This is a genomic window from Methylobacter sp. (assembly GCF_036845245.1).
Lineage (GTDB): Bacteria > Pseudomonadota > Gammaproteobacteria > Methylococcales > Methylomonadaceae > Methylobacter_A.
Genome location: NZ_DAIUEH010000053.1, coordinates 14909 through 38772, shown reverse-complemented (window position 1 = coordinate 38772; position 23864 = coordinate 14909). Strand labels below are relative to the sequence as shown.

The window sequence follows — 23864 nt, the reverse complement described above, 5'->3', positions numbered from 1 at the left end:
CGACGGAAGCTGGCTCGGCTTTATCCTTGTACTTCATCATGACTGACTACTAGGCACTCTGATAGCATTAGCCATTGGCATAGTTGCCGCACTAGTCAAGTTGCTTTAAAGGCCTAACATGGCGCTCAACCGGAGCGTGGTTATAATCCGATTTTATTTTTCAGCTTTCCATGCCGTGCCCGGTTAGCCTTACGTTAGGTAAAAAGAAAAATATGGACTCATCTTCTTCAAAGCGTTTCAATTCCATCGCGAGTGGCTATGCCACAAGCGAGGTTCATTCCGGCAGCCCAACTCTTGACCGACTGCATACACTCCTACCGCACGTCAATTCTGTTTGCGACATTGCCTGTGGTGCTGGGCATACCGGCCTTGGATTCGCGGGAACCGCTTTGCGGATTGCCGCGGTCGACCCCGCGCCCAACATGCTTGCAGAGGTGCGTCGTCTAGCCGCTCAGCGCGGCGTTGCCGTCGAGACAGTTGAAGCATTTGCCGAATCGGTCCCTCTGGCTACTGCATCTTTCGATTTGGTGGTTTGCCGTCTTGCCGCGCATCATTTCTCTGACCTACCCAAAGCTATGTCGGAAATGACCCGCCTGGCAAAGCCTGGCGGCCATGTGGCAATTATCGACATGGAAGGTGACGAGAACCCTGTCCTCGATGCACTCAACCACGAGATTGAAGTGCTCCATGATCCAACGCATGTCCGTTCATATACAGCAAGGCATTGGCAGGAACTTTTCGCGGCGAATGAGCTGGAAGTACAAGCCTGTGAAAATCGCTGCCGGGAAATTCCCGGCGGTTTGACGGTTAAGCGTTGGTGTGAGTTAGGAAACTCCGGAGACAAAGCCTTCCACGCCATTCAAAACCGGCTTGCATCCACCCCTATGAATGAGTTGGCAGCGCTTGAAATTACACGGGATGCTGACGGAGGTTTCCGCCTCCCGATTCGTACTCTCCTAATTCTTGGACGCAAATCTTATGAGTTCCATGCCTAACATGGCGATCAAAGGGACTCTCCTAACGTCGCGCCGCTTTACGTTAGCAGTAGGGGCTTCTCTCATCATCCCCCATACTGCCGCTGCCGCATCCATTTAGTTGCAATCCATTTCTCGCCGGCCAGCACCGGCGCACCGGCGTGTAACGTTGCAGGATCAACTTGGCCCAACGAATTGACATAAGAGAAATAAACGGCTGATCCACGTTTGGGCGTAACGCTAAGACCGCCATCGGGAAAAACAGTCTCCCCACCCTCGATCACTTCATTAAGATACATCACCAGCGTTGCCACCCGCTGACCGCCTTGGGCCAGATGAGGGATGCTACCGGCGTTTTGCTCGGGAAAATAGTCAAAATGCGGTCTATACTCGGCACCTGTTTGATAGTGCAATATCTGAATGCCTTCGCCACACTCTACCGGCCAGTTCATCAACTCGGAAATACGGCGTTCCAGACATTGAACCAACTCATTTTCACCACGCTGAAAGTAAGTTCCTTCGCTTGAGCGTGCTGCAATCACTTGCCTATCGCCGGATTGCGGATCGACGACGGTGGATGGCAATAATTTATATCTTGCTTGTTCAATCAGCTCTTCACATTCCTTATCGCTCATGAAGCTTTCAATCAACACCACTTCAGGACGACTCAACCGCAATGCGACTTTGACCGGACCATCAGATAGCGCAATGGAATTACCTGAGCCAATACGGCTGGGCTCATAGCGATAAGGCTCATTGGACAGAAAGCTGGTGACCGGCATCATTTGCTGCCTATCTATCTTGGCGTCGTCTATGCGTGCAATGCATGCGGCTGCAAATGTTGCGTCAAACTGCGCCCGAACCATGGAGTCAATCATCGACTGCCGCGTACACCCGCGTTGCAGATTGTTTACAATCCAGTCCCGCCAAGCTGGGGAAATGTCGTCTACCATAGTCGCTTACTTGCCTCTATTTCTGCCAATCAGATTTTTTCTAATTATCCCAGATTGTCCATTAGAACAACACAGCATTAAAAAATAGCAAACGTTTATAAGGACAACGGAAAAGCCTGCCTGAATCGAAGTCAGCCAACATTCTCTACCATTAGGTATCTTCTCTATCCCAGTCACTTGGCTTTCACCTCTATGGCAACAAGAGCAGCCTTATTACCTACCGAATGGAAGTGGCTCCGGAAAGTCCTGTAATATTTTCCCTGCGCATGACTTGTTTATTAATAAAGATAGTCCCTTTACGCCCAGGCAGTAACCAAGCCATCTTTGTTTTATGCCGCCTTGGCTAGACTTCTTTACCCTCAAAAAATCATTTTAAATTAAAAACGCCTGATCCTGAGCGATGTAAAGTATTCGACCCAATTCACTACTATCTGATAAGTAGTAGCACGTATTGCTTGAAAAAGTTGAACTCTCTATCCTACAAAAACCTAATATAAAACCAAGGTTTTTTAGGTTTTCTTGCGCATTAGATTTGAATTTATATTTCAACTAAAGCGGCTTATTACACCATTTCCGGCTTAGATTGAGGGATAAAATGATGCTTAGAAAATTAACATTGGAAGCGTGGACTCTTTATCTGAAAATTTTAAACGCTGAGCTCATCTCGGACTTTTCAATGAACTGCATAGATAGGCAGCACAGATTGGCAGACAGGGCTTATTACAGATACAGACGACGGCGAGCGATGCTTACCGATTAACTTTATACGGCTAAAACAGCCTTAATTTGAGCTATTCCATAAATGCGCATAGAAAACGACAGGCAATAAAAAAGGACTTGGCAATCGCCTAAGCCCTTAAATATATATGGTGCCTCGGGCCGGAGTCGAACCGGCACGTCCTTACGAACGAGGGATTTTAAGTCCCTTGCGTCTACCAATTTCGCCACCGAGGCATCGATAACTTTGGTAAGCCGCGTATTATATAGCAACAAAAAAAATAAACTAGACCTATATCTAAAAAAGGTCACATCTGACTTAAATATAGCCTTCAACGAGGACGAAAGGCCGGGCGACTGAACGGGCTAGCGGACGGCCAATAGTAATTTCCCCAATAATACGGATAACCGCCATAATAAGGATTGTAACCATAGCCATAACCGAAACCATCATAACGATCGTCGTACACATATATCGGCCACCGGTAAATGGTCGTGGCTGAAATCAGCGGTACACGCATCACTTTTTTGCCTATCGTGCGTTCGATATCACCTGAAAGAGTTCCCGCAACTGTGATTTCAGTGTTTCTGGTGTAAACAGCCGGATCGAGAAACTCTGGGGTTTTGAAGACAAATCGTCCTTGATTCGATTCATCTGTATCAGGTTCACCATCGCTGTCCAAGGGATAATACAACATCTGCACCAGAGTGAAATTTTGTTCATTTTCCACATCAACAATAAGGCCTCCCCAACGTACCGGCGCATTTTTGAAACCGGCCATATTCTGGATTGCCTGAGTATAAGATATATCATACGCAGGCGGATTTTTTATCGAGGTCGGTAAATTCGAGCAAGCATTCAGCAATAAACAGAGTGTTAATAAATACCTTTTCATATTCTTTCTCCTACAATTGACAGATTTTTCGATCATCATCTTTTCGTCATACTTAACCAGAAAATCAGCTATAACACCATTGTTAAAGATACCTATTCCTGCAACTGCTTCGGATTGCAGTACAATACGCGCCTTGTCCAACTGTTCGCCTATGCTTCCATGAATAAACAAAAAAAACTGCTACGTTCAGATATACGCTATGAATGTGGCGACGCTTTTTACGAGCGTGGACGCAGCTATTTTGAAAGAGGCACAGTCATTAATCTAACAGTTAAAAGCGAAGGCGCTCTTTTTGTACAGATCAATGCCGCCGTTAAAGGCAGCCATAAAGATCCGTACCGGCAAAATATCCGCATCGTCTGGCGGCCGGACTATAGAGCCGCAGAGATTGAAGGCGACTGCACATGTCCTGTCGGCTATAACTGCAAGCATGTCGCCGCTGTCTGCTTGATGTATCAAAATTCCGACCAAAGCTTTTCCGCATTGAATGCAAAGCCCAATTGCCTGGACTGGCTCGACAGCCTTCATCAGCCGGCACCGGCGCAGCACGATATCCGCCAGGAATTTATCGCTTATATTCTCAGGCCCGGCAATGCAAAACACGAATTCACTATCGACCTTTTAATCACCAAAGAAAAGAAAACAGGGGGATTAAATAAAGGCAGGAAAACCACCTTAAATAACCTTCGCTACAGCTATTCCTACCTCAATTATGTTCAACCGGAAGATCAGGAAATTGCCAAACTGCTGACTGCGCTTAACCCTTCTTTTAAAGAAGAACCCTTGATTGTCGGCGCCACTGGTTATTTAGCCTTATCCAAATTACTGAAAACAGGAAGATTGTTCTGGCAAGGCGTTGAGCAAGCCCCATTAACAAAAGGAACAAACCGCAATTTAACATTTAATTGGCGGACGGCCGATAACGGCGATTATCAATTAGCCGTCGAAATCGATCCACCCGCCATCCTGTTGCTGACCGATCCGCCGCAATACCTGGATAACTCTTTGGGTTTGATCGGCACGCTCAATATTCATAATCTTTCAATCGAACAACTTAAAAATATTCTGGCCGCCCCATCAATCCCACCTGAATATGCCGATGAATTTAGCCAGCGCTTGATTATTGAACACCCCGGCCTGCCGCTGCCCGCTCCCAAAAAAGTCGAATTAATCGAAGCCGATCAGCTAACACCTACTCCCAAGCTATTGCTGTTCGGCCATCAGGCAACGGCCCAGCAATATACCCATTTTATCGCTGTCTGTTTTAATTACGGGGATTGGACACTTTCTGCGATCACCCCTGAAGACTATAGCGTAGTAAAAACCGATCAAGGATTGGTCAGGATTAAACGCGACATAGAAACCGAACAACAGGCCATACACCAGCTGACCGAACTTGGCTTTATCCCCGCCCCTTCCATAGAATCCGGCGTACAAGAACTGCTTTTATTCAGCCCGGCACAAACCGCCATGGACAGTGCCACACGCTGGGGTGACTTTCTGCAAAACACCCTGCTGGAGCTGGAGCAGGATGGCTGGATTATCGACATAGACGACAGTTTCCTGCTTAATTTCCAGACCGCCCAGAATTGGGACGCCCAAATCAGCGAAAGCCAGCAAGACTGGTTTGAAATGCGCTTTACTATAGAAATTGACGGCCAGCCCTTACCCTTGCTGCCGTTGATTATGCCGGTATTGGAAAACTACGATCCGGAAAACCTGCCGGAAATTCTCAGCATTCCGTTGAGTGAGCATAACTACCTGAATTTACCCAGCGAAAAAATCAAACCTTTCCTGAACGTGTTGATAGAACTTTTTAACAGCAGCACGCTGGGCAAGGACGGCTCGCTGAAACTGTCCCGTTTTAACGCTGCCGCGCTAGCCGACCTGGAAGAACACAACCACGGCATATTCGCTATCAACGGCGGAAAAGAGCTGCGGGAACTGGGACAAAAATTAAAGAACTTTACCGGCATTGAAGATGTCGCCCTGCCTGCCAACTTACAAGCGGAACTGCGGCCTTACCAGCAACATGGGCTCAACTGGCTGCAATTTTTACGGGAATATAAATTCTCCGGCATTCTTGCCGACGATATGGGCCTCGGCAAAACCATACAGACGCTCACCCACCTGTTGCTCGAAAAACAAAGCGGCCGGATGAAACTGCCCAGCCTGATCATCGCGCCGACCAGCCTGATGAGCAACTGGCGACGGGAAACTGAACGCTTCACGCCCGACTTAAAAATCCTGATCCTGCAAGGCACCGAACGCAAACAGCTGTTTTACAAGATCAGGGACTACGACCTGATCCTGACCACCTACCCGCTGCTGTCCCGGGATGAGGAAACCCTACTGGAGCATGAGTACCATTACCTGATCCTGGACGAAGCCCAAACCGTTAAAAACCCGCTGTCCAAAGCCGCGCAATTGGTGCGCCGCATTAAAGCCGGGCACCGGCTTTGCCTGACTGGCACACCGATGGAAAATCATCTGGGTGAACTCTGGGCGCAATTTGACTTCCTGATGCCGGGCTTTCTGAGCGACAGCGCCACGTTTAAAAAACGCTACCGCACTCCAATTGAAATCCATGGCGATAGCGAGCAAAGAGCGCGGCTGTCGCGCCGGGTTGCACCGTTTATGCTGCGTCGCACCAAACAGGAAGTCGCCACCGAACTGCCGGCTAAAACCGAGATCATTCGTTCCGTCCCGCTTTATCCAAAGCAGGCCGCGTTATACGAGAGCATCCGCCTGACCATGGAGAAAAAAGTCCGCGATGCAATCGCCCAAAAAGGCCTGTCGCGCAGCCATATCACAATCCTGGATGCCTTGCTCAAACTCCGCCAAACCTGCTGCGACCCGCGCACCCTGTCGCTAAAGGAAGCGCAAAAAGTACAAGAATCCGCCAAACTCGACCTGCTGATGGAGATATTGCCGGAACAGCTCGAAGAAGGCCGCCGGATTTTGGTGTTCTCGCAATTCACCCGCATGATTGCGCTGATTGAAGGTGAACTGAATACCCGAAAAATCGGCTATGCCAAACTGACCGGCCAAACCCGCAACCGCGACGAGGCCATAGAACGTTTTAAAAGCGGCGAAGCGAATGTGTTCCTGATCAGCCTGAAAGCCGGAGGAGTCGGCCTAAACCTGACCGAAGCCGATACCGTGATTATTTACGACCCGTGGTGGAACCCCGCCGCAGAAAGCCAAGCCGCAGACCGCGCCCATCGCATCGGCCAGGACAAGCCGGTATTCGTGTATAAACTGATTACCGAAAATACCGTCGAGGAAAAGATTATCGCGATGCAGGATAAAAAGCGCGCACTGGCTGAAGGGATTTATAAGGGTGGGGCGAAAGAAGAATCATTGAAGCTGACGGCAGAGGATTTGACGGCTTTGTTTGAACCGTTGATATAAATTTTTACAGCTTAAAAATGCGCATAACCGCTTGCTTGTCTTATATTTAAAGCTATATATAATTCGTATATAGCTTTTAAGAGGTGCTTTATGTCGACTGGATCAGTTTTTGTAAACAACCGAACACAGGCAGTCAGGCTTCCCGCTGAGACCCGCTTTCCTGAAAATGTAAAGAAAGTCATTGTCCGCGTGGTGGGCCAGGATCGCGTGCTATCGCCTATTGAAAGTAGCTGGGACAGTTTTTTTCTATCCGAAGAACGCGTTACCGATGATTTTATGACTGAACGCGCATCACAGGAACAGCAGGAAAGGGAAGCGTTTTAATGCTGAAATATATGCTGGACACCCACATTGCAATTTATGTAATCAAGAACCATCCGCTTAATGCATTAGCCAATTTTAACCGCCATGCCGGTCAAATGTGTATCAGCGCTATCACTCTTGCCGAGCTATTGCACGGCGCGGAAAAAAGTGCCAAGCCGGAACACAACCTGCGGCAGGTTGAAGATTTTTTTTCCCGCTTGGACGTGCTGGAATACAGCAGCAAAGCGGCGGCTCATTATGGCGATATTCGCGCCGACCTTGAACACAAGGGAACCCCGATTGGCGTTAATAATCTACACATCGCAGGCCATGCAAGAAGCGAGGGATTGACGCTGACTACTAATAATCTTCGCGAGTTTGAGCGTGTTGAGGGGTTGCGTTTGGATAATTGGATTTAAGTTATGAGCGACTGAAAACAGCCAAGAGGAGACACTCCGGGGCATCCTTCAATCATGAGTTTTATATTAATTTCATCGCCAAAGGGGGCGGAATGAAACAATTCGTATGGATTATTCTGGGGGCTTTGTCTCTGGGAACAATAGCTCAGGCAGCAAGTTTCGATTGCGGCAAAGCATCGTCCAAAATCGAAAAGTTAATTTGTAGCAGCCCCAAGCTTTCCGCACTGGAAGATGACTTCGATAAGACATACAAGGCAGTTCAGAGCAACTCCTCTCGCGAAGAAGTGCAACGCTTGATTACAGATCAAAGGCAATGGTTAAAAGGTGCACGCAATGCTTGCGGGGATGAAGCATGCTTAACGCAAGCATACTCTTCAAGAATTGAAGAAATCAAGCCAGCATCTGGCAATGTGGTCACCCCCTTAGCAAAGATCACCACCCATGAATTACTTGCCCCGGTCGGACATGGGTATCCAGAAGACATTAGCCAGATTAATGGGGACTTGGTCTATTCGCATTACGACAATAGCGGGAACAGAAAAGACATTGTTAATTTCGATTTCACAAGCGGGCGATGGTTCAATTGGGTTGAAGGGAAGAGAGACCCCAAATTAGTCGCCCAAGATTCAAGGTATATTGTTTTTCACACGCCACACTCGGCATCCTTCCCAATTGAGGTCATTAGCCAAAAGACAGGAGCTTCGCTTTCAAAAGTAAAGTTAAAATCATCGGTTCAACAGGCCTTTATTGACGGTGATCACTTAATACTGTTTCAGGCATCGCCAGCACCACCATACGGATACCGGCAAGCCATTGCCATTCTTGAGCTACCATCCCTTAAGTTGATTCAAGAAACCTCCATTCCAGGAGGTACTCTCATTTCTCTTCACGGAAACAGAATATATACAGCTTATTCAGCTAATGCTGCGATGGATCTGATGGTTTACGACCATCATTTCAAAGAACTGGGGCGGATGAAGCTCCCTCAGCCAATTGAAAAGGTAAATTTTCGCTGCCAACCGCAAATTGTGCAAAATGAAAATGATCGTGCTTTGTTGATTGCGAACTGTGGCGAGATGCATGTTCTCAACCTGAAGTCGTTGTCAGTAGAGAGAAGCATCTCAAGGCATTCACTCTTCTACTCCGTTGCGCTCTATAAGGGTTTGATTTTCACAACGACAGAAAAACAGAACGGTATTATGGTATTTGATATGAATTCTGCGACTGAGGTCGCGCAGTTTCAGATCCCTGCAAGCTATTTGTTTATTAAAGGAGATGTTCTACTTGCGGCAGAGGCTCCGGTAAATCGCCTGAAAGATTCGAGCTGGCCGATGCATGTTTATAGGATCAATGCCGATCTCATCCGTTCTGGAGAATGGAAGAATCAATCAATCATCGAAGCCTGCTCTCGGACAAGCCAGGAGATCCAGAATGGAGGCGACATTTACGAAGCCGTCAGGGTTTGCGGGGATAGTGGCATCAACCCCGTCATTAATAGCAGCAATGTTCCTGCCGACGTCCTGCCTCATGCTGTCAATTATGCTATTTAGGCAGCTGCGAAGCGGCGAGGAATACTTGACATTGTCCGGCCATTGCCCGTACACCGCCAAAAAGAGGACATCATCATGACAACAGAACCTATACGCACATCCCGAATCGAAGCCCGTATTGCCCCGGAGGTGCTTGCCGTTATCAAACGTGCAGCGGAACTTCAAGGCCGAAGCGTCAGCGATTTTGTCGTGACCGCCGCGCAGGAGGCTGCGTATCGTACTATTGAAGAAATCGGCATCATCCGCATTTCCGCCGAAGATCAACGCCGTTTTGTAGATTTGCTGCTCAATCCATCCCCTCCACCGCCTGCATTGGTACGCGCTAAAGAAGCCCACGAGCAGTTGATCGATTCAGAGTGACAGGGCGGTTTCGCATAGAGGTTTTAGACTCCAAACACGACCGGGAAAGATTTTCCTGTGGCGTGGAAGTCTTGAACTGTTATTTCCTTGAGCGCGTCACGCAAGATGCGCGCCGCCGCGCAACGGCTTGCTATGTGGCATTGGAAACCGGTACAGACCGCGTTGCCGGTTACTACACCCTTGCAGCTGGCGGCATTCCTTTAACCAATATGCCGGAGGACATTATAAAGCGTCTTCCGCGCTATCCATCGGTACCCTTGCCAGATTGGGACGGCTTGCCATTGATGTTGATTTTCAGGGGCGGCGCTTGAGTGGAGCGCTGCTTTGGGATGCAATTATCCGGGCTTTGCGTTCCGAGGTGGCGGTTTTTGCTCTTGTAGTTGATGCAAAGGACGATCATGCGGAAGCTTTCTATCGCCATCATGGATTTACAAACTTAGACTCTCTCCCTCAGCAACTTATTCTCCCGCTTACGAACATTGCTTCCAAAGGCGAACCGCTTATACGCAGTAGGCGTTGAGCGTATTCTGCGGCATAATGGTATATAGTGTTTGCACATCGTTGTCGTTTTTTAAATCTCCTCACCCTACCTCTCTCCAGCAGGAGAGGAAACAGAAATACCGAATTTTGATATGCGCTGGATATAGGTTGATCACAAAAGGCTTTATGAACAATAAACCAATCGAAGTCCTCAAAGCCGTTTTCGGCTACGACAAATTCAGGGGGCAACAACAGGAAGTCATCGAGCAGCTGATAGCCGGGCAGGATGCTTTGGTTTTGATGCCGACTGGCGGCGGTAAGTCGTTGTGCTACCAGATTCCGTCGCTGATTCGGCCCGGCGTGGGCATTGTGATTTCGCCGTTGATCGCGTTGATGCAGGATCAGGTCAGCGCCTTGCTGCAATTGGGCGTCAAAGCCGCTTTTTTGAACTCAACCTTATCGCTCGAAGAGTCCCGAAAAGTCGAACAGCAGCTGCTTAACGGCGAGCTGGATTTGCTGTACATCGCGCCGGAACGGCTGACTTCGGAGCGTACCGGCGCATTGTTCCAACGCATAAAGATTGCGCTGTTCGCGATTGACGAGGCGCATTGCGTTTCCCAATGGGGGCACGATTTCCGGGTCGATTATCTGCAACTGTCGCTGCTGCATGAGCGTTTCCCCGATATTCCCCGCATCGCTCTGACCGCGACCGCTGACGATAAAACTCGCGAAGAAATCAAATTACGCCTGAATCTGGAGCAAGCGCAGCTCTATCTTAGTGGTTTCGACCGGCCGAACATCCGTTACCGCATTGTACAAAAACAAAATTCCCGCGATCAGCTGATCGATTTTATCCGCGCCGAACACGCCGGTGATGCCGGGATTGTTTATTGCCTGTCGCGCAAAAAAGTCGATGCGACAGCGGAATGGCTCAGAACCAAAGGCGTCAACGCCCTACCCTATCATGCCGGGATGGATGCCGGTTTGCGCGCCAAGCATCAGCACCAGTTTTTGATGGAGGAAGGTTTGGTGATCGTGGCGACCATCGCTTTCGGCATGGGCATCGACAAGCCCAATGTCCGCTTCGTCGCGCATCTGGATTTGCCGAAAAGCGTTGAAGCCTATTATCAGGAAACCGGCCGGGCCGGACGCGACGGCTTGCCCGCCGATGCCTGGATGGCTTACGGCTTGCAGGATGTAATCACGTTGCGCAAAATGCTGCAAGAATCCAACGCCGATGAAGCGCATAAGCGCGTTGAATACCACAAGCTCGATGCGATGCTGGCTTTGTGTGAGCAGGTTCATTGCCGTCGCCAAGCCTTGCTGGGCTATTTCGGCGACCGTCTTGAACAGCCGTGCGGCAACTGCGATACCTGCCTGGAACCGGTTAATACTTGGGACGGAACACTGGCAGCACAAAAAGCGCTGTCCTGCATTCATCGTACCCAACAACGTTACGGCGTCGGCTATCTGATCGATGTATTGCTCGGCAAAGCTACCGAACGGATTACCAAAGCCGCGCATGACAAGCTATCGACCTTCGGCATCGGCACCGATATTGACGAACAACAATGGCATTCGGTGTTCAGACAATTGGTCGCACGCGGCTTGGTCGCCGTCGATTTCGACCGCTTCGGCGCATTGCAGTTGACCGAAGCCTGTCGGCCGATTTTGCGCGGCGAGCAACAACTGATGTTGCGCAAAGATTTAAAAGCCGAGAAAGTTAAAAGCAGCAAGAAAACCGCCAGAGAGTTCGCTAAAGCCGACGATACCCTGCTGTGGAACGCCTTGCGCGCCAAACGCAAGATGCTTGCCGAAGCCCAGGATGTGCCGCCTTATGTTATTTTTCATGACGCAACCTTGATGGCGATGCTGGAAGCCAAGCCGACCAATCGCCAGCAAATGAGTTTGCTGTCCGGTGTCGGCGAACGCAAACTGGAGCTTTATGCCGATGAATTCCTGGCGGTGATCGGCGAGTTTGTCGATATCAACAAAAACGGGCCTATCGGCTTGTCGGATACCATGGCTGAGTCGGTAGCCTTATTCCGCTTAGGTTACAGCGTAAAGCAGATCGCCCTGCAAAGGGAACTGCAAGAAACTACCATTTACGGGCATCTGGCTCAGTCTTTGGAACAAGGGTTGTTGGTGCTGGCCGATGTTGTGGAACTGCCTGAGCAGGAGATCAGCCGGATAGAAGAAGCGATTATCAACTTGCCCGAAGACCAACGGAACGCACTTAAACCGGTTTACGAGCTGTTTGATGGACAATACAGTTATGGTGTTTTGCGATGTATCAGGGCCGCGTTGCAGCATCAAACGGAGTGATTGCAATTTCCCTCTTTGGCCTTGGAATGCGCACATGACGCCGTAGGAGCGGGCCATGCCCGCGATGAAAATGTTAAATCTACATTCGATGAACAATTATCGCGGGCGCGGCCCGCTCCTACGGCGCTTAACTTTAATGGTAGTGACAACCAACAATAACCTCGTCCAATGAAATTTTCGATCATCATCCCAACCTTGAATGAAGAAAAAACCATTGCATCATGCCTGCTGCCGTTGCAGGCTTTGCGCGACAATTGCGAAATCATCATCGTTGACGCCGCCCACGACCAGCCGATTGTTGATTACCCCCATGCCCATCTGGCCGACAAGATCATAAGCTCAGAAAAAGGCCGCGCCCGGCAAATGAACATCGGTGCCAGCCATGCAAACGGAGAACTATTGATTTTCCTGCACGCCGACACCACTCTGCCCGAACACGCCTTGCAACTGATCGAACAACACATCGGCAACAAACAATGGGGCCGATTCGATATTCAATTAAGCGGCAATCATTTCATGCTAAAAATTATCGCCTGGATGATGAATTGGCGCTCTCGTCTGACCGGCATTGCGACCGGCGATCAGGTGATTTTTGTCACCAAAGAAGCGTTTGCAGCCGTTGGACATTATCCCGAAATCGCGTTGATGGAAGACATCGCGTTGAGCAAGGCGCTAAAAACAATCGGCCCACCGATTTGCCTTAAAGCAAAAGTCACCAGCTCCGGTCGAAGATGGGAGCGTTACGGCATTTACCGGACTATACTGCTGATGTGGGGTCTGCGCCTGCGTTACTTCTTCGGCGCAGACCCGCAATTATTGGCCGCACTTTATTCCAGGGGGCAATTTTGGAAACCATAATCCGTTTATCCGCAGCGCTGGGTATTTTCTGCATCATGATCGGCTGGGAATATCTCAGCCCCAGAAGAATCCAACAGATCAACCGCAAACAACGCTGGCCCGTCAATTTGGGGCTCGCCGCATTCAACATAGCGATCATGCGCTTAAGCCTGGGCGGCCTTGCCTTCCTGAGCGCGGTAACTGCCGCAAATCTAGGTTACGGGCTGCTGAACTGGCTGGCCGCACCGGAATGGCTGTCGATTATCGTGACTTTGTTGTTTCTTGATTTTGCGATTTATTGCCAGCATATCGTTTCGCATAAATGGCCGCTGCTTTGGCATTTGCATCAAGTGCATCATACCGACCTGGAATTCGACGCAACCACTGCGGTGCGTTTTCATCCGGTGGAAATCATGATTTCGATGCTGTACAAAGTGCTGTGCATTGTTTTGATCGGCGCGAATCCGTGGGCGGTCATCGCTTTTGAGATTATCCTGAACGGCGCGGCGACCTTTAACCACAGCAACGTCAATATTCCACCGGCCATCGATAAAAAACTGCGCTGGTTGCTCATCACTCCGGACATGCACCGCATTCATCACTCGACCCTGCCAACTGAAACCGATAGTAATTACGGCTTTTCCATTTCCTGCTGGGACAGGCTGTGCAAAACTTATATTGCCGAACCCAATCAGCCTCAAACGGCTATGGATATAGGGTTAAAACCTTTTCGCGAGCAGCATGAATTAGGCTTTTTGCAATTATTGCTCCTACCTTTTAAGGCGTTGCGGCAACGGTGATTCATTTAAAGCTACACAAATTCTAAATAACGTCATCCCGGCAGGGAATGCCGGGATCCAGATCACAGGGATGTGCTGGAGTGAGCCTATGGAAAAACAACCGTGTGTTTATATTCTTGCCAGTCGTCCTAGTGGAACACTTTATATCGGAGTGACATCCAATCTGATCGGACGCGTATATCAACACCGTCAAAATCTAATTCCCGGATTTACCCAACGTTATAATGTACATAATTTGATTTGGTATGAAGTACACGAGCAAATGGAAAGCGCCATTTTGCGGGAAAAACAACTTAAGAATTGGTCTCGCACGGCAAAAAAGCGGTTGATTGAAACGAATAATCCCCTATGGCAGGACTTGTGGCTGGGTTTGACATTGCCATCCTTGGCATCTCGGCAATTGCTCCATGCATTGCTCTACCTCCTGCATCCTTGCAGTCGTGGATCCCGGCAATCCATGCCGGGATGACGTGCTTGTTAATTACCTGATGACCTACAAATACCCCAACGCCGTGCTGATGATTTTCTGCAAAGCTCCGGTTCCCGGCCAGGTTAAAACCCGCTTAATCCCGGAATTAACCGCCGAACAAGCCGCCGAGCTGCATATCGAACTCAGTATAAAAACGCTGCAACGTGCGACCAAAGACAACTTATGCCCGATACAACTCTGGTGCTCGCCGACAACGGAGCATGATTTTTTCACCTCCTTGCAAGCAACTTATCCGATAACTATCGAGCAACAACAAGGAAGCGATTTAGGCCAACGCATGCATCACGCTTTTCGCTCGGCGCTTGCCGGTTATTCCCACGCCTTACTCATGGGCTGCGATTGCCCGTCATTAACCGGACAGGATCTGGAACATGCGTTAGTCGCCTTAACTCAGGAAGATGAAGTCGTGTTAGCCCCCGCGGAAGACGGCGGCTATGTGTTGATCGGACTCAACCGTCCTCATCCTGAACTCTTTGATAATATGCCTTGGGGAACCGCGCGAGTGCTGGACCAAACCCGCTCCCGTATCGAACATTACAAGCTTAGTCATTACGAGCTGAGCAAGCAGTGGGATTTGGACACGCCGGAGGATTTGCGTCGCTATCGGACATTTTCCTCAAGAATGAGAACTGCAAACTTTTAGTGCGTAGGTTGGGCTGACGCAAGGAAGCCCAACGGAACGGCGCTGAAAAGTGTTGGGCTTCGTAGCTCAGCCCAATCTACGGCACTATGACATTGTCTTAAAAGCCATTCTTGTCGACCAAGATTGAAACGAGTATAAGCTATTCATTGCCAGCCAATAGGCCTGTCGATCAATCCGTAGAGGTGGCTATGAAAATCACTGAAATCTGGAGATATCCGGTCAAAACCATGGCCGGCGAAAAACTGCAACGGGTGCGCATCGGACCGCTCGGCATCGAAGGCGACCGCGTCGTACATGTCGAGGATGCTCTTGGGCAAGTGATTACCTCGCGCACCCATCCGCGTTTCCTGGGCCATAAGGGTACGTTGGGATCGGATGGCGAACCGCTGGTCGATAACCGGCCGTGGGACAGCCCCGCGGTCGCCGTCGAAGTAGTCAACATTGCCGGGCCGGGGGCCAAGCTGGTGCGCTACGATGGCGTGGAGCGCTTCGATGTGCTGCCCTTGCTGGTCGCCACCGACGGAGCTATCGCCGCCTTCGGTCACGACCATCGCCGCTTGCGGCCCAATATTGTGATCGGCGGTGTCGAGGGATTGGCCGAGCGTGAGTGGCCGGGCGGTTGCCTGCGCATAGGCGAGGTGCTCATCGGTGTCCAGGACTTGCGTCTGCGCTGCATCATGACCGCATACGATCCCGACACACTGGTCCAAGACAAGGAAATTACCCGCAGCATTTACCGGCGCTTCGACGGCAAGCTCGCACTCAACTGCTTTGTGATTGAAGGCGGCGAAATCACCGTGGGTGATGAGGTGCAACTGGTGCGTGGACGCGCCTGCGCTGAGTCGGTAGCGGCGCCGACTAACTCCGGAATTCTTGGATAACATGCCTTGCGGTACGGAGCGATATTCGATGCTACGAATGACTTACGGCCGCCAAAAATCAAACCAATAATCACTATTCCCTAGCAACTCTGGTATCCGGGGTGCTACTCTTTGATATCCTCCGCCCAAACAGATCTTTCGGGCGGTCATCGCAAGTGCCTTTTCGGCCTGCATGATTCTTCTCATGAAGTGTTCTGCCCGTTCGATCAGATCATTTTCCTGACATAACCCGCTCCCCATGAGAACAAATCCCTATGCCCGATTACTCTGTCATCACTGTCGGTGAGACGAACACCCTGATCCGTTGTTTGCTAAACTCCGATTCACCAAGCAAAGCGAAACTCGCAAGCATCTCCTGGTCCTTAAAACATTTTCTAACGTTTACGCAATCACTGGCGTTGGAGCCATCATGACCGGCCGCGACAATGTCCTTTGGTTACAATGCTGGCGGGATCAGCGAACCGATTTCAACCAGAAAACGGTAAATCACCTGCTTACCAAATTCTGGCCCAGTCTTGACCTGGCTCTGGGAAGCCGAGTGTTTGTCCCCCTCTGCGGCAAGAGCCTGGATATGATCTGGCTTGCAAAACAGGGGCACGAAGTCATCGGCGTTGAGTTGAGTCCTATTGCAGTTCGGGCCTTTTTTCGGGAGAACCGCCTGAAGCCAACTCGACGGCAAGTCGGTAAATTCACTCTGTGGGAACATGGAAAGCTCAGCATTCTATGCGGCGATTACTTCTCGCTGACCATGGGCGATCTGGGACAGATCGATACAGTTTATGACCGGGCAGCGCTGACCGCGCTGCCCGAAGACATCCGCCTGCTCTATGTTGCCCATTTGAGGCTGATCGTACAGGATACAACCAATGTTTTTCTGCTGACCACTGAGGACGCGGAAGAAAAAGAAACCCCAAGCCAAGCCTTTGGCGTTTCCGAAGAAATCAAATCACTATACTCGGAGGATTTCGAGATCAACTTGGCCCATGTTGAGAGCGTGTTCGAGATTGATCCGGAAGCGCCGGATAATCCGCCGGAACGTACAGAGTACAAGGTCTACCGGCTCTCCACCAGATCATGATCATCAAGCTACCCTTTACTAAGCCTGATGATCTCCAACGATGGGTTCTTCGCTGCCTTAATCAATATCCCGGAACTGAGACCTGTTTAAAACCATAAACCCGCCATAGGCCAGGTTAGACAAGCCCAAATATAGAAAAAGAGAGCTATAGCCTTCATCTATGGGAATCTGGTTTACCATCCCGTAAAATTCGATTGAGCCCATCAGCATGACCCAGAACAGGCCTACCCCTATTAACAGGCGATAGTTCTGGATATAGCTGCAAAAACAGTAAGCGCTGAATTGACTCAGCGTTAAATAAATCAGCATCAAACGCAAGTTGCTGGCCAACGGCCCATAAAGTTCACTGTTGTTATCAAAAAATAATGAGCTGCCGCCCGCGGAAATAAGACTGACAACCAGCAGAAAAATAACGGCGGCATTAAAATTGATTGCCGTCAACAGGCTTAGCCATTGCAGACTTTTGTGATTAAAAAATTTGGCGATCATGATCATCTCCATAGAAAAAGATGCCCTTCGCTAATTAGGTGATTGAAGGGCATATAGAGGAGGACAGGTTAGCCGGGGCATCATCCCCGGCCTAATAGGTTTGATTTAAGAAGCCGCGATATGCGAGTCTTTCGAGGTTTTACTACGGTCGCCGTCATCCAGCGTAATTTCGCCAACCAAGGGTTGATCGGCTTCTACATCCGGCTCGGGCGGGTCAATCATCCGGCCTTGCATCAATACGTCGATCTGATGCTTGTCCAGAGTCTCCCAATCCAGCAGGGCGTGTGCCATGTTGTGCAGGATATCGATGTGGTCTTTCAGAATTTGCTCGGCGCGTTGGTAGTTTTCATCGACGACATGACGGATTTCCTCGTCGATGATTTGGGCCATTTTCTCGGACATCGGCTTGGCTTGCGGCCCCATATAGCTGCCTTCGTTATCGCCGTAATCCATAGGCCCGAGACGATCCGACAAGCCCCATTTGGTCACCATGTTGCGCGCCAGCTGTGTCGCGCGTTGAATATCGTTGGACGCGCCGGTAGTGACTTTGTTTTTGCCGTAAATCAACGCTTCCGCGACCCTGCCGCCGAACAGGCTGGAGATTTGGCCGTCCAGCTTATCTTTGTTGGCACTGTATTGGTCGCGTTCGGGCAAAAACATGGTGATGCCCAATGCGCCGCCGCGCGGCATGATGCTGACTTTATAGACCGGGTCGTGGTCCGGCACGATACGGCCGACAATCGCATGACCGGCCTCGTGATAAGCGGTCATCAACAAGTCGTCCCGGGTCATTACCATAGTGCGCTTTTCCGCGCCCATGATCATTTTGTCGCGGGCTTTGTCGAGATCGTTCATCGTGATTACGCGCTGATTGCTGCGCGCGGCAAACAAAGCGCCTTCGTTAATCAAGTTGGCAAGCTCCGCGCCGGAAAAGCCCGGAGTGCCGCGCGCCAGATCGTTGATATTCACGTCATCGGCCAACGGCACTTTGTCGGCATGCACTTTGAGGATTTGCTCGCGGCCCTTGATATCGGGCAAACTAACCTGCACCTGACGGTCGAACCGGCCCGGTCTCAGCAAGGCTTTGTCGAGGACATCGGCGCGATTGGTCGCGGCGATCACAATGATGCCTTCGTTACCGCTAAAGCCGTCCATTTCGACCAGCAACTGGTTCAAGGTTTGTTCGCGCTCGTCGTTACCGCCGCCCGTGCTGCCATTGCCGCGATGCCGACCGACCGCATCGATTTCATCGATAAAAATAATGCACGGTGCACGCTTTTTGGCTTCAACGAACATATCGCGCACCCTTGAGGCGCCGACGCCGACAAACATTTCCACAAAATCGGAACCGGAGATCGAAAAGAACGGCACCCCGGCTTCACCGGCAATCGCTCTCGCCAACAGGGTTTTACCGGTACCCGGCGGGCCGACCATCAACACGCCGCGCGGAATTTTGCCGCCCAACACTTCGTATTTACCTGGGTCTTTTAGAAAATCGACCATTTCCACGACATCCTGCTTGGCTTCTTCAACCCCGGCGACATCGGAAAAACGCACCTTGATCTGATCTTCGGCCATTAGTTTGGCTCGGCTTTTACCAAAACCCATTTGCCCTGATCCGCCCGTTTGCTTGCGCATGAAGTAAACAGCCAAGCCGACCAACAACAGCATAGGCGCCCAGGAAATCAGGATCTGGACAAAAGTCGAAGGTATCTGCGGCCGCTCAACCTTGATTTTTACGCCGTATTCCAACAGTTCGTCTATCAGCCGTGAGTCATTCGGATTGTAAGTGGTAAAACGCTCGCCATTGGTGCGGCGGCCTTCCACACTGTTGCCGTCGATCACCACTTCCGAAATGCTACGGTTGCGTATACTGTCGATAAAGTCCGAATAGGACACCGCGTAATTTTGTTCGGAGTCCGGCGAAGAGCGACTGAACACGCCGTATAACAAAATGCCGACCAATATTAATATCGCGATGCGAACAAAATATGTCTTCATAACTTTCTCCTTTCCGGGCGGCAATCAATTTTCATTGCTAAAGTATTTGAAAAAATCGGAGTCCGGCTTTAATACCAGGGTATCCTGAGTCTTTTCAAACGCTGTCTGATAAGCCTGCAAGCTGCGATAAAACGCATAGAACTCGGCATTTTTGCCGAAACTTTTCGCATAAATATCGGCGGATTTGGCATCGCCTCGACCTCGAATATTTTCCCCATCGCGCCGGGCATTTGCCAAAATCACCTGTTTTTGCTTATCGGCTTCGGCGCTGATTTGCTCGGCGGTTTCCGCACCTTGCGAACGAAACTCCCGCGCCACCCGCTCCCGTTCGGCGCGCATGCGCTGGTAAACCGAATTGCTGACTTCCTGCGGCAAATCGATACGCTTGATGCGGATATCGATCAGCTCAATGCCGAACTTGGCGGCCACCGGCGATAGTTTGTGCAGCAAGGTGCGGCGCAATTCGCTACGGTCTTCCGAGATCAGCTGTTTGATCGTGCGAATGCCGAATTCACTACGCATCGCGTCTTTCATGATTTGGTCGAGGCGCAAATTGGCTTGATATTCATCGCCGCCGACCGTGGTGTAAAAAAGACCCACATCACCTATTTGCCACGTGGCAAACGAATCAACAATCACATTCTTCTTTTCGGAGGTAAGAAAACGCTCGGACTTAGCATCCAAGGTCAGCACACGCGCATCAAATGTACTGACATTATTAATGATGGGGGTCATAACATGGAGTCCCGGCTTAAAGTCTGAAACGACCATTTGACCAAGACGAAACAAAATGGCTTTTTCATGTTCGTTGACATAAAAAACCGATAGATAGGCCAGCAGTAACAGACTGAAACTGACCGGCAACAAGATTTGTGTTCTGCTCATGGTTTGCTCCGGCTTGGACGTAAGTTGCTGATAGCCGCTTTGGGGCTGTTATTTTTTTCAGTTGCAGCGGGTTCGGTAGTGATTTGCGCTTCCGGCGCTTTGCTTTCCGCCGTCAGGTGCGAGGCCGTATTTTGCAAAGGCATATACAACTGCGGTGCGCTTTGACCGGCATCGACAATGATCTTATTGGTGCTGCTGAACAATTTTTCCCTGGCTTCCAGGAATAAACGTTTGCGGGTAATCGCCGGGGCTTTTTCATATTCGACCAGCAACTGGTCGAAGCGCTCGGTTTCGCCTTTGGCTTTGGCGACTTTTTCCGCTTCGTAGGCTTCCGCTTCCAGCAACAGACGAGACGCCGCTCCGCGCGCTTTCGGAATAATCTCGTTGCTGTAGGCTTCGGCCTCATTAATCAAGCGCTGCTTGTCTTCCCGTGCCCGAATCGCGTCTTCAAAAGCGCTCTGCACTTCTTCCGGCGGCTGGGCGTCCTGCAAATTGACGCTGGCAATAATGATTCCGGCTTTGTAGTCATCCATTGCGGCCTGAATGTCGCGTTTGATCTCTGCAACAATATCGCTACGCCCTTCGGTCAATACATAATCCATATTATTACCGCCGACCACCGCACGCTCGACGCTTTCGGTCAGCTGCTTCAGTACGGCTTCGTTGTTCTTGACGTTAAATAGATAATCCCTGGCATTGTTGATTTGGTATTGCACAGCCAATCGCACGTTGATTATGTTTTCGTCGGTCGTCAGCATCAACGACTCTTGCGGAATAAGCGCCGACTTGCTGCCTCGGCCGGTATCCCGGTAACCGACTTCGATAAAACGTTGCTGCTCGACATTAACAATTGCGACCTTCTCGATCGGCGCGGGAATATGCCAATGCGGCCCCGGCTGGGTCGTTTCGTTGTAGGCGCCAAAGCGGGAAACCACGCCTCGATTACCTTCGTCAATAATATAGACGCCGCTGGACAGCCAGATCAGCAACGAAGCGCCGCCGGCAATGCCGACAATGTTCGACGCAGAGAATTGGTCTTTATGGCTGAGAAAATAGTCGGCCGATTTCCGGCAAAACGCTTTCCAGTGTTTTTCAAACTCAAACTTCCAGTCCGGCTGCTGGGTTTGTTTGGTGGTGTTGTGTTTTTCTGATGACATAATCACTCCTCATGTTGCTGTATCTCAATCTGGTTCAGTAGCTGTCGTTGGGCTCAAGAAACAGCATCAGGTCGCAACCAAACTGGTTTTTAAGCTTCTTTAATGCTTCATTTTGTATCTGCCTGACTCTCTCCCGGCTTACCTGTAGTTGATCGGCAACGGCCTGCAAGGTCATTTCCGTGTGGTTTCTTAAGCCAAATCGCATCGTTAGAATCGCCGCTTCCTTATCCGGTAAAGTTGCGACTATCTGGTCGAGATACCGGCCCAAACTGCGATCGATCAACTCATCCAGCGGCAGTGCAAATTGCCGTTGTTTCATGCGCGCCATCAGCGTCTGGCCTTCGTCTTCTTCGTTATCTTCGACCGCATCCAGCGAATGGGTGGCTTGGTAATAACTCCTGATGGTTTTGATTTCGTCTTCGCTTAAATCGCAGAGACTTTTCAATTGTTCGATACTGGGCCAGCGCTCGGTTTGCAGATAAGCTTTGCGCATTGCTTCAAATACCGCGCCTGCTCTTTCGGCCAAAGCCACCGGTAATCGTACGATTTTCTCCTGCTTAACGATCAACCGCGAGATGGCCTGTTTAATCCACGGAAGCGCATAGGTCGAAAACTGGAATCCGCGATAAGGATCAAAACGTTCTACGGCTTTGATCAGGCCGACCACGCCTTCCTGCACCAAATCGTCAGAACTCAGCACTGTGGTTTTGTGCTTATGGGCGACAAATGCCACCAAGCCGATATTATCGGCAATCATTTGCTGTCTAAGCCGCCGCAAGGATTGAGCCGCTTGACCGAGCTTATGCAGGTACTCGTGTCTAGATATGATCATGGACTGGCACAAAACGGATACTTCAATCAGAAAGCCGGGTAAAAAATGCAGGTTGGATAGCGAAGACCTGGCTGAGGGATTCTCCAGCAAATGCTGGATAGTTTGACCAAGATCAAGCTGTACAAAATTAGCACCTTGTACAATAATCGCATCGACTGTTCTGTCGCTGACGATTTCAGAAATATCCAGGCCATTATTCAAATGAATCAGCCACTGTTTGAGCAAAAAGTCCGACGCTTCCTCATCTGCCAATAGCAGCAACAATAGATTCTGTCTGGCTTGCTCCATATTCATTGCAAGCGTCGGCAGCTCGGCTTCGCTTAGCATGGTAGCGTCTGGATCAGCGGCATTGAGTACGGCTTCTATCATGACTTGTCCTGTTAATGTTTTTTAACGTGGTAATAAAATTACTCCAACTGTACAATATTTGTCAAACTTTTTTATATACAAAACATAAACAATGTACTCAATTAAAACCATCACTACATTGACCGGACTTTCTGCCGAGACTTTACGAGCCTGGGAACGCCGCTACTCGGGTATCAGCCCCGCGCGTAGCGACAATGGCCGCCGTCTGTATTCTCAACAGGAACTGGAAAAATTAACGCTGCTCGCCCAACTGACGCGCAACGGCCACACCATCAGCAAAATCGCCGGTTTAAACTGCGATGCGTTGCGCGATCTGCAACAGAAAGCACAAGCCGCGCATAAAGATTCGTCGCATCCCCTGCTGGACCAGATTATCGAAGCTCTCATGGATTATCGTATTGACCGCTGTGAACAGCTGTTGAAGCGAGCGCTGGTGGCTAGCGAGCCCTTGGAATACGCCCGTGACATTTTATTGCCCGCGCTGAAAAAAGTAGGTGAACTTTGGCATGAAGAAAAATTGAGTATCGCCCAAGAACATATGTTTACCTGTTGCGTCAATCGCATCGTATTTAGCATGGTCAACAACCTGCAAAATGTATCAGCCGGCAGCCCGGCCATATTGTTCGCCACTCCGAGCGGGGAGCCGCATGAATGCGGCATCCTGCTGAGCTGCCTGCTGGCGGCCGCTCAGCAATACCGATGCTATTACCTGGGTGCGAATTTGCCCGGTAAGGATATTGTCGAAGCGACTCACCATTTACAACCCGACATCATCGTCATCGGTTTAGTGAAAACCCCGCCCGAACCGGACACCATCGAACAACTGCAAATCGTCCTCACGGCAAAAGAAACAGCGACCGCGACTGTCTGGATAGGCGGCAATGGCGCGCAATATTGGCACCCGCATTCGACATCGCCGGGCTGCGAACTGATCAAAGACATCGATCATTTTTACAGTAAAGCCCGGCAATGGATGCTGCTGGATAAGACTTAATAGCGCGCTCCGTAGAG

23 protein-coding genes and 1 tRNA gene are annotated in these 23864 nt (G+C 50.1%); 16 read left to right on the top strand and 8 right to left on the bottom strand.

The genetic code is table 11. From position 1 onward, the window contains the following. Positions 1-170 precede the first annotated feature (170 nt). Positions 171-995 carry a class I SAM-dependent methyltransferase gene (locus V7051_RS19945; protein ID WP_333878039.1) on the top strand — a complete coding sequence of 275 codons (825 nt, stop codon included), beginning with the start codon at positions 171-173 and terminating at the stop codon, positions 993-995. Positions 996-1060: 65 nt separating this feature from the next. Here the strand turns inward: V7051_RS19945 and V7051_RS19940 are convergent, their stop codons facing one another. From V7051_RS19940 to V7051_RS19930, 3 genes are all read right to left on the bottom strand, one after another. Further along, positions 1061-1927, bottom strand: a complete 867-nt coding sequence (locus V7051_RS19940; protein ID WP_333878038.1) for a 2OG-Fe(II) oxygenase — start codon at positions 1925-1927, stop codon at positions 1061-1063. Positions 1928-2794: 867 nt separating this feature from the next. Continuing rightward, positions 2795-2881 (bottom strand) — tRNA-Leu (locus V7051_RS19935). Positions 2882-2976: 95 nt separating this feature from the next. Next, positions 2977-3711: a Slp family lipoprotein gene (locus V7051_RS19930; protein ID WP_333878036.1), complete on the bottom strand. Its 735-nt coding sequence runs from the start codon at positions 3709-3711 to the stop codon at positions 2977-2979. Here V7051_RS19930 and V7051_RS19925 point away from each other — a divergent pair. From V7051_RS19925 to V7051_RS19865, 14 genes are all read left to right on the top strand, one after another. Beyond that, complete coding sequence (locus V7051_RS19925) at positions 3700-6954, top strand: DEAD/DEAH box helicase (RefSeq protein ID WP_333878034.1); 3255 nt, start codon at positions 3700-3702, stop codon at positions 6952-6954. The genes V7051_RS19930 and V7051_RS19925 overlap by 12 nt on opposite strands. A gap of 90 nt (positions 6955-7044) precedes the next feature. Further along, positions 7045-7278: a type II toxin-antitoxin system VapB family antitoxin gene (gene vapB, locus V7051_RS19920; protein ID WP_333878032.1), complete on the top strand. Its 234-nt coding sequence runs from the start codon at positions 7045-7047 to the stop codon at positions 7276-7278. Then, positions 7278-7676 carry a type II toxin-antitoxin system tRNA(fMet)-specific endonuclease VapC gene (vapC, locus tag V7051_RS19915; protein ID WP_333878030.1) on the top strand — a complete coding sequence of 133 codons (399 nt, stop codon included), beginning with the start codon at positions 7278-7280 and terminating at the stop codon, positions 7674-7676. The genes vapB and vapC overlap by 1 nt, the downstream gene beginning before the upstream one ends. A gap of 92 nt (positions 7677-7768) precedes the next feature. Further along, on the top strand, positions 7769-9226 hold the full coding sequence (locus V7051_RS19910) for a lysozyme inhibitor LprI family protein (protein ID WP_333878029.1): 1458 nt from the start codon (positions 7769-7771) through the stop codon (positions 9224-9226). A 75-nt stretch (positions 9227-9301) separates the two neighbouring features. Then, positions 9302-9586, top strand: coding sequence for a type II toxin-antitoxin system TacA family antitoxin (locus V7051_RS19905; RefSeq protein ID WP_333878027.1), 285 nt, complete (start codon positions 9302-9304; stop codon positions 9584-9586). Then, a complete protein-coding gene (locus tag V7051_RS19900; protein ID WP_334181172.1) occupies positions 9583-9897 on the top strand; it encodes a hypothetical protein in 315 nt (104 codons plus the stop codon). Before V7051_RS19905 ends, V7051_RS19900 begins: the two co-directional genes overlap by 4 nt. Continuing rightward, positions 9852-10106, top strand: a complete 255-nt coding sequence (locus V7051_RS24735) for a GNAT family N-acetyltransferase (RefSeq protein WP_442919683.1) — start codon at positions 9852-9854, stop codon at positions 10104-10106. Before V7051_RS19900 ends, V7051_RS24735 begins: the two co-directional genes overlap by 46 nt. A gap of 146 nt (positions 10107-10252) precedes the next feature. Beyond that, positions 10253-12391 (top strand): DNA helicase RecQ, encoded by a 2139-nt coding sequence (recQ, locus tag V7051_RS19895; RefSeq protein WP_333878023.1) that lies wholly within the window; start codon positions 10253-10255, stop codon positions 12389-12391. Between the two features lie 168 nt (positions 12392-12559). Further along, complete coding sequence (locus V7051_RS19890) at positions 12560-13249, top strand: TIGR04283 family arsenosugar biosynthesis glycosyltransferase (protein ID WP_333878021.1); 690 nt, start codon at positions 12560-12562, stop codon at positions 13247-13249. Continuing rightward, positions 13237-14028, top strand: coding sequence for a sterol desaturase family protein (locus V7051_RS19885; RefSeq protein WP_333878019.1), 792 nt, complete (start codon positions 13237-13239; stop codon positions 14026-14028). Before V7051_RS19890 ends, V7051_RS19885 begins: the two co-directional genes overlap by 13 nt. An 88-nt stretch (positions 14029-14116) precedes the next feature. Beyond that, positions 14117-14497 carry a GIY-YIG nuclease family protein gene (locus V7051_RS19880; protein WP_333878017.1) on the top strand — a complete coding sequence of 127 codons (381 nt, stop codon included), beginning with the start codon at positions 14117-14119 and terminating at the stop codon, positions 14495-14497. Next, positions 14436-15161 carry a TIGR04282 family arsenosugar biosynthesis glycosyltransferase gene (locus V7051_RS19875; protein ID WP_333878015.1) on the top strand — a complete coding sequence of 242 codons (726 nt, stop codon included), beginning with the start codon at positions 14436-14438 and terminating at the stop codon, positions 15159-15161. Before V7051_RS19880 ends, V7051_RS19875 begins: the two co-directional genes overlap by 62 nt. A gap of 188 nt (positions 15162-15349) precedes the next feature. Continuing rightward, complete coding sequence (locus tag V7051_RS19870) at positions 15350-16042, top strand: MOSC domain-containing protein (RefSeq protein WP_333878013.1); 693 nt, start codon at positions 15350-15352, stop codon at positions 16040-16042. Between the two features lie 409 nt (positions 16043-16451). Beyond that, positions 16452-17120, top strand: a complete 669-nt coding sequence (locus tag V7051_RS19865; RefSeq protein ID WP_333878011.1) for a thiopurine S-methyltransferase — start codon at positions 16452-16454, stop codon at positions 17118-17120. Positions 17121-17177: 57 nt separating this feature from the next. Here V7051_RS19865 and V7051_RS19860 read toward each other — a convergent pair whose 3' ends face one another. From V7051_RS19860 to V7051_RS19840, 5 genes are all read right to left on the bottom strand, one after another. Then, positions 17178-17609, bottom strand: a complete 432-nt coding sequence (locus V7051_RS19860) for a hypothetical protein (protein WP_333878009.1) — start codon at positions 17607-17609, stop codon at positions 17178-17180. A 105-nt stretch (positions 17610-17714) separates the two neighbouring features. Beyond that, on the bottom strand, positions 17715-19610 hold the full coding sequence (ftsH, locus tag V7051_RS19855) for an ATP-dependent zinc metalloprotease FtsH (RefSeq protein ID WP_333878007.1): 1896 nt from the start codon (positions 19608-19610) through the stop codon (positions 17715-17717). A 24-nt stretch (positions 19611-19634) separates the two neighbouring features. Continuing rightward, a complete protein-coding gene (gene hflC / locus V7051_RS19850) occupies positions 19635-20495 on the bottom strand; it encodes a protease modulator HflC (RefSeq protein WP_333878005.1) in 861 nt (286 codons plus the stop codon). Next, on the bottom strand, positions 20492-21652 hold the full coding sequence (gene hflK, locus V7051_RS19845) for an FtsH protease activity modulator HflK (RefSeq protein WP_333878004.1): 1161 nt from the start codon (positions 21650-21652) through the stop codon (positions 20492-20494). Before hflK ends, hflC begins: the two co-directional genes overlap by 4 nt. A 34-nt stretch (positions 21653-21686) precedes the next feature. Continuing rightward, complete coding sequence (locus V7051_RS19840) at positions 21687-22853, bottom strand: sigma-70 family RNA polymerase sigma factor (RefSeq protein ID WP_333878002.1); 1167 nt, start codon at positions 22851-22853, stop codon at positions 21687-21689. A gap of 91 nt (positions 22854-22944) precedes the next feature. Between V7051_RS19840 and V7051_RS19835 the strand changes: the two genes are divergently transcribed. Then, positions 22945-23847 carry a MerR family transcriptional regulator gene (locus tag V7051_RS19835; RefSeq protein WP_333878000.1) on the top strand — a complete coding sequence of 301 codons (903 nt, stop codon included), beginning with the start codon at positions 22945-22947 and terminating at the stop codon, positions 23845-23847. Positions 23848-23864: the final 17 nt, after the last annotated feature.

Excerpts from the sequence above, each read along its gene's own strand:
- V7051_RS19945 (WP_333878039.1), top strand. The coding sequence starts at position 171 with ATGCCGTGCCCGGTTAGCCTTACGTTAGGTAAAAAGAAAAATATGGAC.
- V7051_RS19940 (WP_333878038.1), bottom strand. The coding sequence starts at position 1,927 with ATGGTAGACGACATTTCCCCAGCTTGGCGGGACTGGATTGTAAACAAT.
- V7051_RS19925 (WP_333878034.1), top strand. The coding sequence starts at position 3,700 with ATGAATAAACAAAAAAAACTGCTACGTTCAGATATACGCTATGAATGT.
- vapB (WP_333878032.1), top strand. The coding sequence starts at position 7,045 with ATGTCGACTGGATCAGTTTTTGTAAACAACCGAACACAGGCAGTCAGG.
- vapC (WP_333878030.1), top strand. The coding sequence starts at position 7,278 with ATGCTGAAATATATGCTGGACACCCACATTGCAATTTATGTAATCAAG.
- V7051_RS19910 (WP_333878029.1), top strand. The coding sequence starts at position 7,769 with ATGAAACAATTCGTATGGATTATTCTGGGGGCTTTGTCTCTGGGAACA.
- V7051_RS19905 (WP_333878027.1), top strand. The coding sequence starts at position 9,302 with ATGACAACAGAACCTATACGCACATCCCGAATCGAAGCCCGTATTGCC.
- recQ (WP_333878023.1), top strand. The coding sequence starts at position 10,253 with ATGAACAATAAACCAATCGAAGTCCTCAAAGCCGTTTTCGGCTACGAC.
- V7051_RS19890 (WP_333878021.1), top strand. The coding sequence starts at position 12,560 with ATGAAATTTTCGATCATCATCCCAACCTTGAATGAAGAAAAAACCATT.
- V7051_RS19880 (WP_333878017.1), top strand. The coding sequence starts at position 14,117 with ATGGAAAAACAACCGTGTGTTTATATTCTTGCCAGTCGTCCTAGTGGA.
- V7051_RS19875 (WP_333878015.1), top strand. The coding sequence starts at position 14,436 with ATGCATTGCTCTACCTCCTGCATCCTTGCAGTCGTGGATCCCGGCAAT.
- V7051_RS19870 (WP_333878013.1), top strand. The coding sequence starts at position 15,350 with ATGAAAATCACTGAAATCTGGAGATATCCGGTCAAAACCATGGCCGGC.
- V7051_RS19865 (WP_333878011.1), top strand. The coding sequence starts at position 16,452 with ATGACCGGCCGCGACAATGTCCTTTGGTTACAATGCTGGCGGGATCAG.
- V7051_RS19860 (WP_333878009.1), bottom strand. The coding sequence starts at position 17,609 with ATGATCGCCAAATTTTTTAATCACAAAAGTCTGCAATGGCTAAGCCTG.
- ftsH (WP_333878007.1), bottom strand. The coding sequence starts at position 19,610 with ATGAAGACATATTTTGTTCGCATCGCGATATTAATATTGGTCGGCATT.
- hflC (WP_333878005.1), bottom strand. The coding sequence starts at position 20,495 with ATGAGCAGAACACAAATCTTGTTGCCGGTCAGTTTCAGTCTGTTACTG.
- hflK (WP_333878004.1), bottom strand. The coding sequence starts at position 21,652 with ATGTCATCAGAAAAACACAACACCACCAAACAAACCCAGCAGCCGGAC.
- V7051_RS19840 (WP_333878002.1), bottom strand. The coding sequence starts at position 22,853 with ATGATAGAAGCCGTACTCAATGCCGCTGATCCAGACGCTACCATGCTA.
- V7051_RS19835 (WP_333878000.1), top strand. The coding sequence starts at position 22,945 with ATGTACTCAATTAAAACCATCACTACATTGACCGGACTTTCTGCCGAG.